A 14,395-nucleotide genomic window follows, 5' to 3' on the forward strand; every position below is an offset into this window, starting at 1 on the left:
ATGAATATACGCCAAAGAAATCACCACAACTCCATGAGTTCACAAGCCCCATAGAAACTAACATAAGCTTGTACTCAGAAAGCAGCCGTAAATTAAGGGCTGCTAATGGCCTGATAGGCAGCTAACGGCCAGAAGCAGCCATCCAATGACTCCGCTGCCCGCTTCTTTGTACAAAATTACTTTAAAAATGGGACTGAAAAAGGGGACAGATTGAAAAGGGGACAGATGTATTTTCGGTGAATGCGTCGAAAAACTCTGTCCGCTTTTTTCTAATTGGTGTCTGTACTCCGCTCATCATCCCGAATTTGTCTAAGCCGCAAGCGGGCATCGATCGACTCGATCATCACGATTTAGAGATAATTATGTTGTAAGTTGGGCTATGAGTGATCCAGATCCAATCGTCAACCTTGAGGAAAAAGCATGCAATTCACGATCTGACAATAAGGCCTTATAAGAGTCGACCTATTCAAGCTCGGCTGAATAGTGTGGATGCTCAGCCCTGCCGAAGCAGAGTGGCTTGTCGAACAATTATGGACTGCGGTATTTATGGCGGCAAAACAGCCTGCTCGTTCCTAAATAATATTGCCTAATTCCCGCCCCCTTCCACATTCTGATGACGGGCGGCCTCGGCTGGGCTTCGGTTAAGGTGCTAGTTTAGCCGGGGAAAAATTGAAATTTGGTACTGTAACGTTTCATCTGCCGAAATCTTGGCGTCAAAGTTTTCCGATAAAATAAATGAGAATTTTTGAGTCAAGGTGGGCTTGAATATGGGGGGCTCACTCTGATAAATTCAGGTAGCTCGTGGTGTAGACCACGAGGTGAATCACAGATTGTCAATCTCAACCATGTGAGTCGCCCAGGCGACCAACAGGCTGAGAGCGACCGAGCGGAACTTGTTCATCATTGAGCACCTCCGAGCGAAACAATTATCGTGATCCTGACATCATACGTCATCCCTAGCAGTTGCGGCCAGTTTACGCAGCCGGATTTCGGTAAGCGTAGATGGATAGTGTGGGGAACATTTAAGATTAGCCGGTGAGGTAGCTATGGATTGCCGCCATCTAAGCCTCACCGGTTGGCTTATTGCACGGATTAATCACTCCAATGGAAAAGAAAGACTGGTACAAAACAAGACGTTACCTCCACTTTGATAGACCTGTAGCGGAGCCAACGGCGACGGCTTACGTCACTAATCCTTATAGGGTTTCCGCGCATTCGTTCTACCCCTTCATTCGGAATACGGCTGTAACAGTCAAAACGAGTTACATACCGCGTTATAAGATGTTCCAGTCTGTGCCTAAGAGTCGGGATATATCCTACGCTGCTCATATGGACTCTCATATCTATGCCTATTACTCATCGGTGCTGAGTCAAGCCTATGAGCGAAAGCTCGCCAAGCATGGCTTGGATACATCGATTCTGGCATTTCGGTCGCTGAGCGGAAAAAGTAATATCCACCATGCTCACTCTGCTTTTGAAGAAATAAAATCACGCGACGAATGCAGTGTTTTGTGTTTTGATATTGAAAAGTTTTTCGACCGCTTAGATCACAGTTTAGTCAAGGCATCATGGGAAAGACTTCTTGATTTAAAGTCACTTCCAGCTGACCACTATGCGGTATATAAAGCAATTACAAAATATTCTTGGGTAGACAAAGAGGCAGCTTTCGACGCCCTCGGCGTTTCGATTCATCACCCGACTGCTAAGAATAATCGGCTATGTGAGCCTGCACAGTTTCGTGAAAATATTCGTGGCAAAAAGCTAATTCACTCTAACGCAGCTAATATAGGAATACCTCAAGGCTCCCCTATCAGCGCCCTGATTTCAAACTTCTATATGCTGGAGTTTGATTGCGCGATGCTATCCTATTTATCCTCCACAGAGTCGGTATATTATCGTTACTGTGATGACATCATGGTCATTTGCCCTGTGGAAAAAGAGATTGAAACTCGAGAGTTCGTCGAACTCGAAATCAAAAAGTTGCACCTTGACCTTCAGCATAAAAAGACAGATGTCAGGCAGTTTACTCGAAATTTCAAGGGGGAGCTTTCTGCTGATAGGCCTATCCAATATCTTGGATTCATGTTCGACGGGGTACGGACGTTTATCCGTCCCGCGTCCCTAACACGTTATTATAGCAAAATGAAGGTGAAGGTTCGGCTGGCTAAAAAGTCCAGGGATCGAATTAATATCCTCAGAAGAGCACGTGGCGCTATTGACCGGGAACTCTTCCTCAAGGCGATTTATAACGGGTACACACACCTCGGCCGCCGGAATTTCATCACTTACGGTTACCGAGCCGCGAAAATCATGAACTCAAAGACCATCCGGCAGCAGCTTCGCTCGCATTGGCGCAAGATCCAGGCGGAAATCAAGGATTAACGAGAGTCAATGGGAGACCAGTAGTATATCTTTAGGTGACCCGAACTCGCCGCTGAAGGCGATCAGGATGGAGTAAATCGAACCTTAGGCTCTGTACGAAAAGAGATGTCGCAAATACCGCATGGAGCAAGCCATCGAGACCATGGCTGTATAGCTTTTCGAGAGATTACCGAAGCGTGCCGCGATGTGTCGGTTTTCTTTCAGCCAGCCAAAAATGCGCTCGATCGAAAAAGGGGACAGATTTATCTTTACCGTAGGACCGAGTGAACATCACAACCATCAAGAGAACGATTCGAGTATCGCCTCTTGACGTCCCTAGACGCGGGGCGGGCCCAAAATTTATATTTCATCAAAGAGCATCGCAAAAAATAAATTTGTCCCCTTTGGCTCTACACTCTTATCTTACAGTAATATCAAACCTCTCCAGCAAAGGAACGTTGCACTTCAGCAAGCTCCAGACAATCAACTTTAAAAATGGTACTTGTCGAAACGACGCTTGAATGCCTCAGCTGAGCCCTCCATGATATTTAGCACTGCATTCGCTGCCTCAGATTGGTCGAGTCCGCCCACCGCCAGCCGCTCTCCGCGGCCCTTTCTAACATCCAGTGCAAAGACCAGATCGGTGTCTGCGTTGACGGGTAGGTTAGCATTGTGGGTAGCTAAAATCAGTTGCCGACGATTCTTGACCTTACGCAGCAATGGCACTAACTCATGGTAGATAAAATTAGAGTCAAGTTCATCTTCTGGTTGGTCGATGACAATAGGGCCATCACCTTGCGCCAAGAGTAGTTTAAGAACGGCCGTATTCCGTTGCCCCTCTGACAGCGCCCGGCTTTGGATGCTCCCGACTAAGGTGCCATCTGCGCGATACAGTTCAAGGTCAACTTGGTCCTCAATACGAACCAACCGTGCAGCACGCCATTTATCCTTCTGTTCGACAAAATGCTTACGAATATCGCCGGTGAGTCCCTCCAACTGTTGAGGCAGAGGGATCTGTTCCATTAAGACGGTTCTAATATGCAGCCAAGGCGAGTAAGCCGGTGGTTGATTAGCGGCCACGTAGCTGTGAAAATCCGCAAACAGCACCTCTCCAATCTGTGTCCACGCCCTACCGATGCGGGCACGTCCATCCGGTGCTAACCCCTCCCAAACACGGTCAAAATGAGCTTTATCACCCATCGGCTGCACAAGGATATTGATCGAGCGATTGGCTTTCTTGGAGATTTCCTGAGCGGTTCGGGTACGAACAGACAGTTGCTCAGCCCACAATCCGTGAAGCTTTTCTAGTAGAGCGGAGAGCTTTTCTACCGAAGGCTCTAAGCCCTCGATCTGCTTTCGCAACTGATCAAGGTTTCCTTGTTTGATCTGCCGCGTTTTTTCGATTTCCTGAAGCCGAGCGACATCTTGAGGCTGCAACCCCCTTTCCTGGCAAGCTTGCATAAAGCCGTCTTTGATGGCGATCAGCTCAGCCGATACCGCCTCCCAGCCCTGCATCCTATGTTCTAGCTCAGCGGCTTCCCGACGCATGGATGATGCCAGCGCAATCAGTTGTTCTGAGTACTTCAGACGGAGCGCTGATGCACCTTGGGTATAGTCATTGAACCAATCCGCCCTGGGCCAGATTTCGATCTTGCCATCGTTCAATACCCCCGGCTGGGCAAGCGTTTCAGCAAGTGTGGTAATTTCTTCAGCATCGCTTAGAGACTGAGCCTTGGCTTTTTCAAAGTACTGGCGCCCAGCCTCAGCTCGCTGGAACTGCAGCGCTTCTGCCTGAATCTCTTTACGCGCTTGCCACTGGCGATTGAGTTCGGTCAGCTGTTGTGCCACGTCCTTCTCAGCATTACGCAATTCGGCTAATTGATCGGAAGCCGCGAAGATCTGCACGATTTCTGCTCGCAGAGTATTTTCGCGGGCTTTGAGTGCCTGCTGCTCCGCACTGCAAGCCTCATCCAGCATGCTCAGCAAGCTGCTTTCTCCACCTACATTGGTGAGATCGCTGAGTTGCTGCTGGCTGTAGAATTGGATAGGTATCTGCTTGAGGTACGCTGCGGTATCAAGAACTTCGCCCTGCACAACTTGATGTGTGCCCTGCGGCTGTAGCGAAATGACATCCACTTGACCAGGGACCGCTTCCCAGCCGATCTGGATTTCAGCATCACCAGAAAAGGTCTGTCGAAGGCGATCAAACTTCGCCTTGATGGATGCAGAAAACTGACTGCCAGTATCCCTAGCAAACGCAAAGCGGAGTAACTCCATCAACGTCGACTTTCCAGTTCCACGGCCGCCAATGATCGTGTTCAGATTGGGCGAGAAATACACGTCTTGGTCGGCGAGGAATGTCAGCCCGCGGCACTTAAGGAAAACTATGCGTGGATGCGTCTCTTCATCCGAGGGACGGGCGTCCTGAATTCTGAGCCGAGATGCACCGTCCAAGAAAGCTTGACGAAGGGCCGCGATGGAAGGTTTTGAAGCTTTCACCCAGGTCGACCGATAACCCAATGAATTAGCTAGCGGTTGTCCGTCTTCGCCTACCTTCAACGATTTAGCATCGGACGATTGGACGTAAGCCGGCTGACGTCCGCGCCTGGACCACTCCCGATTGCTTCCGTCTAGGATTGACCGAATCTTTGTCGGCATCGGGTAGGTGGCGACCTCCACCGCGAGCAGCTGGGGTATCTGGTAGTCTGCGATATTGTTGGGCGACGACAACATGCCATCGGCCTGATCTGCATGGGCGGCGATCACAATTCCATCGTGATGCTGAACAACTTCAATCAGCTCTTTCAAGCTGAGGGTACGCCCATCACGGCGCAGTTGCATAGGAGCCCCAGCCCGAAAGCGCTCATGCTCAGCCAACCCAAGCTTGCTGAGGATCATGTTGAGGCGTTGAACGTCCCGCTGTTTTTTTGCAGGTTGGAACAGGCAAAGAACGTGATAGCCGATGTCAACTTCAAAACCCGGAAAAATAGCCAGCGGTTCGCGTTCTAGGTCCTTTGCCACCGATCTGTTTTGTTCGACGAGGTGGGTGAGAAACCAGTCCCGCGGCTCGGTTTTCTCCGAAAAGTTATGGTCAGTGATCCCGACCATCTGAAGTTCGAGCTCATGGCAACGTCGCAGAAAACGCTTGGCTTTTTCCTGAATGCCCAGCTCACAGGCCTTACCTTCAACTAATGGCCGTCGGTCATGCAGGCGCATATCATCGTCAGCCCAATGGCGATTATCCTCCGGGGTTTGAACCTGAAAGTCCGTTTTGAACCAACGCATACCCTGATAATCGCCCATTGTCGCCCCAAGTCCATTTCCTTGTCAGTTGGACTGATCAGTATGCCATCATATTGGCATCAGGCAATTGCGTGAGGGTGTAGGAAATCAGGGCGATTCAGTCCGCAGCATGACCAAAATGCGGTTGCTCATGGGCGGCACTGCCCTTGAGCGTTTCGATGCACGCATGGCTTTCAGTGGCTTCGCGCCGATCCTCACGGACCTAGAACCTAGGTGTTGACAAGAAGCCCAGCAGCGCGAAGACACACCCCATGATGCCAATCCAGTTGGTCTGGGCCAGGAAGCCAAGAAGTCCCGCCCCAGCTTCGGCCCACGTGCCTTTGGTGACCACCGATGCACCCACCGCCTCTATGATCACTTTTGAGGCTGATGGCAATGAAAATCCCGCTCGGTGGGAGGGTATCGCTTACACACAGGTCGGTGCAGCTGGGCTTCGGGTTCCCGACTATCGCAAGGTGACCACTTACAGGTAGTGGGCAAGCGCCTCTGCCAACGATTCTTCGCTTAGCGGCAGCTCAGAGGATGGAACGCTGTCAGAGATATTGAGGTACGTAGCAATGCTCCAGCTCTCCGTCGGATGCAGAGATCGGCTGATCAAGAAGCGCTTATCGTCACCTATCAATCCAACACGGCCATCCGTACCTGAAACAAGCAAGCCAATGTTTTGCACCACTGCTGTTTTGCGGTTGATCTTCAAAACCAGCATCGGCGCCTCATAGCTAACAGAAACTCCAGGGTTAGGACTCTCCTCCTGAGTAGCGGAATGCCGGGTGATCTTCACAACCCCTGCCTCAACCAGCGGGCTAATCCAGCTTTCCAGTTGAGCGAAGAGTGCAATGAGCGCTTGAGCCCACTGCTGTGCCTGCTCGTTAGTAGGGGCACTGGCGGCCGCATCCTGCTCTCGCTTGAGGCGCAAGGCCTCTGCCAAATTATCCATGCTCGACATGATTCGTCCTCGTTGTATCCGGTAAGCGGCTCAATGCGCGCGACAGCATGTTCATCCAAGCTCAAGTTGGTTTCAAGCCTTGCTGTGGTTCGCCCACCAATGCCATGTCGGTCACCCCATCTGCCGATTTCCGATCCTCGCCCCACGTCATCCCGCCAAGAATGCTGAGTGTTATCAGGGATCAAGGCCCCTGCGACCTGTGGGGAATGTCCACTACGCGGGACTGGCGGCTCCTTACGTCCGGGAGCAAGGGCATCTCATGATCTGGCCTCCTGAGCACCGTTACCGGTGGGCGGGTGGAGGCTGCATTGGCTGACGAGACCAGTGCCGCGAGATCCTGAGCCAGGTGCAAGCAGCAATGCGATGACCGGGGCATGCCTGACTGTCTGTCAGGTGCAGTCCATTCCTTGGTCTGCGGCACCATCATCTACATGGCTGTTGCTGGTGACATCGGCGTTTGTCACGCCGATTGTCACGAGGGGGGATGCCGCAAGGTCATGTGCGATCAGGGCTGCTGCAGTTACAGAAGCGCCCGCCTTTTTCCTGGATGTATAAACGGGCGCAATGCGCGGGGAATCTTGGGCCAAACCAAGGGTTGAATGGCACGGGCTTCGCCCGTGTTCGCGGGTAAACCCGCTCCCACAGGGGGCGTGCAAGATTTGGAGAATTGAGTAAGGCAGGTGTCGCACACGAGCAGTGTGGATTTCCGAAATTTCGACGAGGCTTGTTTGTTCTGCTCGGCAATACATGCTCCGAAAAGCTGCTTCGAGGCATATGGAGGAGCTTTTCCTGGAAGCGGGGCCTGTGCCGCAACGCTCAGCGGTGATGCGGCCCTTTCGCGACACAAGGCCGCTCCTACAGAGGGCCTAGAACGTTCAATCACGTTTTACATGCTGACCATCATCGATGCTCAGCATGCAAGACGACATCAAGCTGAATGCGGCACGCAAGTGCGATTGATCACGGCCTGTCCAGCGGCTCTGGAATGAAGCCCTGCTCTCTCAGCGCCTTGATGACCCCGCGCACAAGGTAATTATTGGAGAAGCCAAGCGTGTACTGCCTCGAACCTGGGTTGACCGGCAAAAGCATGCCTTGCTCTACCAAATTTTTAATCTGATACGTCCGTTGGTTGGGGGTAAGCGCAGGAAGCGCCTGAGCGATATCGCTCGACTTCATTACCTTCATCTTTATCACGCAGATGAGGATCTGTTCCTCGGTCTCGGTAATCCACTCCCGGCTGCGTGCAAAGCTCACCGCTGGCTGCAGAATGCACTTCGTGAGGTAGCTATAGTCGGTGAGCTTGTCGACTTTCTCCAGCTCGTCGCGAATGCCTTGCAGCACATAAGTACACCATGCCTCCAACCCTGCAGTGGTGCCGGTATCAGCTACGCCAAGCATGGTGTAGTACTTGTCTCGGTCATTGCAGAACACAGCCGTGGGGTTGAGCACCCTGCCACCTGTATTCACGTTGAAGCCGTACTTCATCAACAGCGCATAGGTAAGCAGCCTCACCACCCGCCCATTGCCATTGCCGAATGGGTGAATCCAACCGAAGCGGTGGTGCGCCAGGGCGACCTTCATCAGGGCGTATTTAGGCGAGTCGTCACGGTTGATGAAGCTCACCAGCTCCTGCATGTACTGCGGCACCAGCACACCTTCCGGTGGAAGATGCTCCGCCTGAGCGATCCTGACCGCGCCTTCCCGGTAGGCGCCAGGCGTTTTGTCGCCTTCGCGACGCAACCCCTGCACGGTCAGTGCATGCAGCTCTCGAATCGTATGCTCTGTCAGGTCTTCTCCGGGCTTCATCACCGCTTCGATGTAGTCCATTGCCTTCTCGATGTTGGCAATTTCGAGCAGTTGGTCGGTGCTCTCGGCTTTGCCTTCGACCTTGCTGTCGATGTAGTCGGCCAGCGTGGTGTGGTTGCCTTCGATTCGAGCAGACCCCAAGCTCTCTAGCGTGTGGAACAGCGCCTTGAGCTGAAAGAACACCTGGGGTGGCGTGTCACCCTCCAACCTCAGCCGGCGAAGAAACTCGAGCTCGGCCAGGACGTCAACCAGGGGCGAGTCGAAGGATGGGTTCAGCAGCTGCAGGTCGTAGTGTGAGAATTGGGGCATCTGAAAATTATCTCTAAAAGGAGAAATCATTATCTAGAAAAATTTAGGCTTTTCCCCCGTAAACGTTAGCCAAAACCGAATCAACAGATAACCACTATCTAGAAAACCGCGCAACCTTAAGTGGAAAACCTCGTTCCTTTAAGTCAAAAACACACAGATCAGCAGAGTAATAAACAGGCACAAAAAAACCCGCACAAGGCGGGCTTCTTAGTGCGGCCAACAAGCGAAAAATCGCCACTGGCCAATCTGAATGTGGTGCCGGAGACAGGAATCGAACCTGCGACCTTCGCGTTACGAGTGCGCTGCTCTACCGACTGAGCTACACCGGCGTGTAGCGCAACGTACCACTGCCGCAGCCGTTACGCAAACCCCTGTTTCCCTTCGTTTATTGCCCTACCCTCACGCCCCTTTGCAACCCTTCGGCGCCAGGTCTGCCTCGATGTTGGTGGTGCAGGTCCATCCGGTTGCGGAGCGGGTCAGGGTGATGGCCTTGCCAACCACGGTGGCCGGGGCGTCGACCAGGGTGCATTCGATGATCCCGGTGCCGTCAGCAGCCTTGCCTTCAGCTTTGATCGCGCAATGCGCCGTCGCTGGCTGGCCGCCTAGCGACCCTACATCCAGCACGTCCTTGCCTTCGTTCAAGCGCAGGTCCATGGGGGGCTTGAGTGAGGTGATCTCCAACAGCCCGGCCGCCGCCTTGGCGCGGGACTGGTGGTTGGTGTACATCGGGATGGCGATGGTCGCCAGAATGCCGATGATCGCGACGACGATCATCAGTTCGATCAGGGTGATACCGCGTTGCCCTTTCATGAACGTTTTCCTTGTTTATACGCATACACATTTGGGGTCACTCTCGACCCCAGGCCGGCAGCGGCGCAGTAGGCCTGAACAGACACCTTTTGTCACCCCTGCCCGCCTGGGCGTCACCTTCGCTGAACTACTCTAGTGAGCATCAGGGAAGCACGCCCTCTCATGGACACGGCAAGCTGTTTCCAAGCTTGTCGCTCGGGCAAAAAAGGACCTTTGCATGAACCATTCGATACGCCTCTACGCTTGGCAGGGCACCGACGCCAATGGCCTGGCCGTCAGCGGGCAAACACCTGGGCGCAGCCCGGCTTATGTGCGCGCGGGGTTGCTGCGCCAGGGCATTCTGGTGGCCAGTTTGCGGCCGGCTGGTGGGCTGGCGTGGCGGTGGCCAAAGCGGCCGGAAAAAGCTGACCCGGCGGGCTTCAGCCGGCAGTTGGCGACCTTGCTGAAAGCTGGGGTGCCGCTGCTGCAGGCGTTCGAGGTGATGGGGCGCAGTGGGTGTGATGCGGCGCAGGCGGCGTTGCTGGTGCGATTGAAACAGGATGTGGCGTCGGGGCTGGGGCTGGCGGATGCGCTGCAGCGCCACCCGGGGTGGTTCGATACGTTGTACTGCAACCTGGTGCGGGTGGGTGAGCAGTCGGGCACGCTGGACCGGCAGCTCGAGCAACTGGCGGGCATGCTGGAACAGCGCCTGGCCCTGCACAAGAAGGTGCGCAAGGCGATGATTTACCCGCTGTTGCTGCTGCTGACGGGGTTGGGGGTGTCGGCGGTTTTGTTGCTGGAGGTGATCCCGCAGTTTCAGAGCCTGTTCGCGGGGTTTGATACTGCGCTGCCGGCTTTTACGCAGTGGGTGATCGACTTGTCCACAGGGCTGGGGCGTTATGCGCCGCTGTTGCTAATGGGTATGGCGATGTTGGGTTTGGCTGGGCGCCAGCTTTACCGGCAGCATGCGCCGGCGCGCCTGTGGATATCTCAGCGGGTGCTGGGCCTGCCGGTGTTCGGCGCGCTGCTGAGGCAGGCGGCGATGGCGCGTTTTGCGCGTAGCCTCGCAACGTCGTACGCCGCTGGGGTGCCGCTGCTGGATGCCATGGGGACGGTGGCCAAGGTGAGTGGTGGTGAGTTGCATGAACACGCGATTTTGCGGTTACGCCAGGGCATGGCCAATGGGCAGGGGCTGAACCAGGCGATGGCCACCGAGCCGCTGTTCCCGCCCCTGCTGGTGCAGTTGGTGGCCATTGGTGAATCCAGTGGCACGCTGGACACGATGCTGGAAAAAGCCGCCAGCCACTACGAGGAACAGGTCAGCCAGGCGCTGGAGCAGTTGACCAGCCTGCTGGAGCCCGCCATCGTGCTGGTCCTGGGCCTGCTGGTTGGCGGCCTGGTGGTGGCGATGTACTTGCCGATCTTCCAGCTGGGTAGCTTGATCTGAACATGACTTTATGGACCTTCCTGGCTTTGCAGCCGGCTTACTTCATCACCTTGGCGACCGTGCTGGGGCTGTTGGTGGGCAGTTTTATCAATGTGGTGGTGTACCGACTGCCGATCATGCTGGACCGCCAATGGCAGCGTGAAGCACAGGAGGTGCTGGGGTTGCCGGTGGCCGAGCATGCGCGCTTCGACCTGTGCCTCCCGGCCTCGCAGTGCACCCAGTGCGGGCATCGGATTCGGGCGTGGGAAAACGTCCCCATCCTCAGTTTCCTGGCGTTGCGTGGGCGTTGCTCTGCCTGCAAGCAGCGCATCAGCGTGCGTTATCCGTTGGTCGAGCTGGGTTGTGCGCTGCTGTCGATGGCGGTGGCCTGGCGCTGCGGGGCCAGTGTCGAGGCACTGGTGCTTCTGCCGCTGACGTGGGGTTTGCTGGCCCTGAGCTTGATCGACCATGACCAACAATTGCTGCCTGACGCCATCGTGCTGCCGGGGCTGTGGCTTGGGTTGATCGTCAATTACTTTGCCGTATTGGTGCCCTTGCCCGATGCGGTGTGCGGTGCCGTGGCCGGGTACCTCACCCTGTGGACGGTGTACTGGCTGTTCAAACTGGTGACCGGCAAGGAAGGCATGGGCTATGGCGACTTCAAGCTGCTGGCACTGATCGGTGCCTGGGGTGGGTGGCAGGTGCTACCGCTGACCTTGCTGCTGTCGTCAGTGGTGGGGGCGTTGGTGGGCGTGTTCCTGCTGCGGATGCGCAAGCATTCCATCGGCATGGCCATGCCGTTTGGCCCCTATCTGGCAATTGCGGGGTGGATTGCTGTGCTCTGGGGTGATGAAATATACGCCTCTTACCTGCAACTGCTTGGATTCTGATGACCACTGCAGCTTTCACCCCCTGGATTCTCGGCCTGACCGGTGGCATCGGGAGCGGCAAGAGTGCCGCCGCCGAGCGTTTCATCGAGCTTGGCGTGCACCTGGTCGATGCCGACCAGGCCGCGCGCTGGGTGGTTGAGCCTGGTCGCCCGGCGCTGGCCAGTATCGTCGAGCGCTTCGGCCCAGGCGTGCTGCTGGACGACGGCCAGCTCGACCGCGGCGCCTTGCGCCAGCTGATTTTCGCCGACCCAGCCCAGCGCCAATGGCTGGAAGCCCTGCTGCACCCGCTGATCGGGCAGGAGATTTTCAGCTACCTGGCCAAGGCGCAGTCGCCGTATGCGGTGTATGTGTCACCCTTGCTGATCGAGTCTGGCCAGCATCGCAAGACCCAACGCGTGTTGGTGATCGATGCCCCGCAGGCGTTGCAGGTGCAACGTACCCTGCAGCGGGACAACACCAGCCCCGAGCAGGTACAGGCCATTTTGCAGGCCCAGCTGGCCCGCGAAGAGCGCCTGCGCCATGCCGACGATGTGGTGGTCAATGACCGCGACCTCGCGGCGCTGCACGAGCAGATCGACCGTCTGCACCACTTTTACCTGACTTTACGAGGAGGCCAGCCATGAGCCAGCCATTGACCGTCGATTGCCCGACCTGTGGCGCACCTGTGGAATGGAACGAGAAAAGCGCGTTCCGGCCGTTTTGTTCTGACCGTTGCAAGCTGATCGACCTGGGGGCTTGGGCGGCTGAGGAGCACAAGATCGCGGGTTCGGAAGAGTCCGAAGATGAGCTGTATTCCGGGGACCTGGAGCCGCGGCACTAAGCTGATCCCTGGCCCCGTGTAGGAGCGGCCTTGCGTCGCGAAAGGGCCGCGAAGCGGCCCCATCACTATCTGTGATGACGCTGAAACTGGGGCCGCTTTGCGGCCCATCGCGACGCAAGGCCGCTCCTACAAAGGGCGGGGGTCAGTGTTCATCGTCCTTCCACGGCGCCTGCAGGTACCGCGTGCGGTTGAACGTTTCCAGCCACTCCGGGCAAAACACCACCAGCGCACTGATCACCATGCCGTTGATGAACGCCTCGGGGAACATCATCAGCCACAGGTAGCCCACAAAGTCACTCAGCCACTCCGGCATGGCAAAACGCCCGTCCAGCCACAAGATACCCAGCCCGGCCAACAGGCACACCAGCACCGTCAGCGCCGCGGGAAAGAACCCTGAACAAAAGATATACACGAACAGGTTACGCGGTTGCGCGCGTTCGACCGCGATGGCGCACAGCTCGGTAATCAGCACCGGCAAGCCAATCAACAGCAGGCCGTTCACACCGAGTGCCGCCAGGTCCTGACGCCCCAGCGCCAGCAACCCCAACTGAGCCATAAAGCCCCCCAGCACAGCCAGTGGCCAGTCCAGCAGCAGCGTCACAGCCGTCATGCCAATGAAGTGATACGACACGCCCGTATCGAAATCGCGCCTGACCAGCCACAGGGCAAACAGGCAGAACACCGTGCCAAACAGCAGGTGCTGGCGGCGCCGGTCAGTGAACAGCTCCACCCAGCGAGCGCGGCTGGCGGCCCAGAGCAACAGTGGCACGTAACCCAGCCAGCCCAACGTGAGGCTGGTGCCAGACAACACCTGTGCACTGATCACCGGACGAATACCCCTCTCTCCCCTGTGGATAAAGGTGAGTCTACACCCATTCTCCATCTCCTCCGGCTGCTGTAGGCTGGCGCCTCCACGCGCTTAACCTGGCCTGATCTGGCGGCCGCCCTTTCTGCATGCGGATGCTTCTGCCTGGGGTTTGGCGTGGTGCATCTTCTGGGTATCGTGCAGCAGTGGCCGGTGCTGAGCTGATTTCTACGCACAAACAGCATCTTACCGTCATCGATTAGCGACTAAGCTTGTCTGCATGGATGACTCAGACTACCTGCGCCTGCTTACCATCCAGGCCGAACAAGCCAATGCTTTTCTCTCCAATGCACGCAAATGGGAGCGTGAGCGTTGGGTATGCCAACGCCTGCTGCAAGGGTTGAACATTCCCTACCGCAGCGAGGACTTCACGCCAGCCGGCCAGGAGCCGCCAGACGTGCTGTTCCGCGATGCGGCATTCGAGGTGTTTTTCGTGCTGGACGAAGGCCGCCGCCTCAACGATGAGTGGCGCGAAGAGCTGCAACGCCGGCGCAGTGCGTTTTCCCTGGCGCAACTGGTGCGCCGTGAAGCACGCCCGCGGCGGATCAGCGCCACCGAACTGCTGGCTCGGCTGGCCCCGACCTTGCGCAAGAAGGCGCACAACTACCGCGAACGTGGGCTGGAGCTGAACGAGCTGGACATCATCGCCTTCGCCAGCCTCAAGCGCGAAGTGCTCGACCTCAACACTCACTTCCCGCCGCCCACCGAATACCTGCGCCAGGGTTGGCGCTCGCTGTCACTGGTCGGGCCGACGTTCGCCAGGGTGTTGTTCGCCCACCCGGATGCGCCAGACTTTTTGCGTGGCAACCTGGGGCGCAGCATTGTGTTCGATGTGGGGATCAGTCTTTGATCCAGTGCCGAGAGTCTTTGCGATGGCGTA

Annotated in this window: 11 protein-coding genes, 1 tRNA gene and 1 pseudogene; 6 read left to right on the plus strand and 7 right to left on the minus strand. The window is 56.0% G+C overall.

Annotation, left to right across the window (positions count from 1 at the left end; translation table 11 throughout):
• The first annotated feature begins 1,104 nt into the window (after window positions 1–1,104).
• Complete coding sequence (drt2, locus tag AB7M33_RS05505; RefSeq protein ID WP_454242548.1) at window positions 1,105–2,382, plus strand: antiviral reverse transcriptase Drt2; 1,278 nt, start codon at window positions 1,105–1,107, stop codon at window positions 2,380–2,382.
• Between the two features lie 84 nt (window positions 2,383–2,466).
• Here drt2 and AB7M33_RS05510 read toward each other — a convergent pair.
• The 6 genes and pseudogenes from AB7M33_RS05510 to AB7M33_RS05535 form a co-directional block, all read right to left on the minus strand.
• Window positions 2,467–2,607: pseudogene (locus AB7M33_RS05510) on the minus strand (IS5/IS1182 family transposase); the annotation flags it as partial.
• Window positions 2,608–2,850: 243 nt separating this feature from the next.
• Window positions 2,851–5,664 carry a TrlF family AAA-like ATPase gene (locus AB7M33_RS05515; protein ID WP_454242549.1) on the minus strand — a complete coding sequence of 938 codons (2,814 nt, stop codon included), beginning with the start codon at window positions 5,662–5,664 and terminating at the stop codon, window positions 2,851–2,853.
• A 463-nt stretch (window positions 5,665–6,127) separates the two neighbouring features.
• Window positions 6,128–6,610, minus strand: coding sequence for a hypothetical protein (locus AB7M33_RS05520; RefSeq protein ID WP_454242550.1), 483 nt, complete (start codon window positions 6,608–6,610; stop codon window positions 6,128–6,130).
• 960 nt (window positions 6,611–7,570) lie between these two features.
• Window positions 7,571–8,725 carry a Fic family protein gene (locus AB7M33_RS05525; protein WP_027594554.1) on the minus strand — a complete coding sequence of 385 codons (1,155 nt, stop codon included), beginning with the start codon at window positions 8,723–8,725 and terminating at the stop codon, window positions 7,571–7,573.
• Between the two features lie 253 nt (window positions 8,726–8,978).
• A tRNA-Thr gene (locus AB7M33_RS05530) sits at window positions 8,979–9,054 on the minus strand.
• Between the two features lie 70 nt (window positions 9,055–9,124).
• The gene (locus AB7M33_RS05535; protein WP_027594556.1) at window positions 9,125–9,535 is read right to left on the minus strand and encodes a pilin; all 411 of its coding nucleotides are present in this window, start codon (window positions 9,533–9,535) and stop codon (window positions 9,125–9,127) included.
• 217 nt (window positions 9,536–9,752) lie between these two features.
• Here AB7M33_RS05535 and AB7M33_RS05540 point away from each other — a divergent pair, with 217 nt between their 5' ends.
• Genes AB7M33_RS05540 through yacG form a run of 4 tightly spaced genes read left to right on the plus strand, consistent with a single transcriptional unit; the run spans window position 9,753 to window position 12,650 of the window.
• Entirely contained in the window at window positions 9,753–10,961 is a 1,209-nt protein-coding gene (locus AB7M33_RS05540) for a type II secretion system F family protein (protein WP_454242551.1), read from the plus strand.
• Between the two features lie 2 nt (window positions 10,962–10,963).
• Entirely contained in the window at window positions 10,964–11,830 is an 867-nt protein-coding gene (locus AB7M33_RS05545) for a prepilin peptidase (protein WP_454242552.1), read from the plus strand.
• The gene (gene coaE / locus AB7M33_RS05550; protein WP_027594559.1) at window positions 11,830–12,453 is read left to right on the plus strand and encodes a dephospho-CoA kinase; all 624 of its coding nucleotides are present in this window, start codon (window positions 11,830–11,832) and stop codon (window positions 12,451–12,453) included. The genes AB7M33_RS05545 and coaE overlap by 1 nt, the downstream gene beginning before the upstream one ends.
• Window positions 12,450–12,650, plus strand: coding sequence for a DNA gyrase inhibitor YacG (gene yacG / locus AB7M33_RS05555; protein WP_027594560.1), 201 nt, complete (start codon window positions 12,450–12,452; stop codon window positions 12,648–12,650). Before coaE ends, yacG begins: the two co-directional genes overlap by 4 nt.
• A 142-nt stretch (window positions 12,651–12,792) precedes the next feature.
• On the opposite strand, the gene AB7M33_RS05560 is transcribed toward yacG, so the two are convergent.
• Window positions 12,793–13,533, minus strand: a complete 741-nt coding sequence (locus AB7M33_RS05560; protein WP_454242553.1) for an energy-coupling factor ABC transporter permease — start codon at window positions 13,531–13,533, stop codon at window positions 12,793–12,795.
• A 202-nt stretch (window positions 13,534–13,735) separates the two neighbouring features.
• Between AB7M33_RS05560 and AB7M33_RS05565 the strand changes: the two genes are divergently transcribed.
• Window positions 13,736–14,365, plus strand: a complete 630-nt coding sequence (locus AB7M33_RS05565; protein ID WP_019473259.1) for a DUF1780 domain-containing protein — start codon at window positions 13,736–13,738, stop codon at window positions 14,363–14,365.
• Window positions 14,366–14,395: the final 30 nt, after the last annotated feature.

It is taken from the genome of Pseudomonas sp. Y3 TE3536 (assembly GCF_053629175.1).

Bases quoted from the DNA above. Each gene is read 5' to 3' on its own strand.
- drt2 (WP_454242548.1), top strand. From the start codon at position 1,105: ATGGAAAAGAAAGACTGGTACAAAACAAGACGTTACCTCCACTTTGAT.
- AB7M33_RS05565 (WP_019473259.1), top strand. From the start codon at position 13,736: ATGGATGACTCAGACTACCTGCGCCTGCTTACCATCCAGGCCGAACAA.
- yacG (WP_027594560.1), top strand. From the start codon at position 12,450: ATGAGCCAGCCATTGACCGTCGATTGCCCGACCTGTGGCGCACCTGTG.
- AB7M33_RS05515 (WP_454242549.1), bottom strand. From the start codon at position 5,664: ATGGGCGATTATCAGGGTATGCGTTGGTTCAAAACGGACTTTCAGGTT.
- AB7M33_RS05545 (WP_454242552.1), top strand. From the start codon at position 10,964: ATGACTTTATGGACCTTCCTGGCTTTGCAGCCGGCTTACTTCATCACC.
- AB7M33_RS05525 (WP_027594554.1), bottom strand. From the start codon at position 8,725: ATGCCCCAATTCTCACACTACGACCTGCAGCTGCTGAACCCATCCTTC.
- AB7M33_RS05520 (WP_454242550.1), bottom strand. From the start codon at position 6,610: ATGTCGAGCATGGATAATTTGGCAGAGGCCTTGCGCCTCAAGCGAGAG.
- coaE (WP_027594559.1), top strand. From the start codon at position 11,830: ATGACCACTGCAGCTTTCACCCCCTGGATTCTCGGCCTGACCGGTGGC.
- AB7M33_RS05540 (WP_454242551.1), top strand. From the start codon at position 9,753: ATGAACCATTCGATACGCCTCTACGCTTGGCAGGGCACCGACGCCAAT.
- AB7M33_RS05560 (WP_454242553.1), bottom strand. From the start codon at position 13,533: ATGGAGAATGGGTGTAGACTCACCTTTATCCACAGGGGAGAGAGGGGT.
- AB7M33_RS05535 (WP_027594556.1), bottom strand. From the start codon at position 9,535: ATGAAAGGGCAACGCGGTATCACCCTGATCGAACTGATGATCGTCGTC.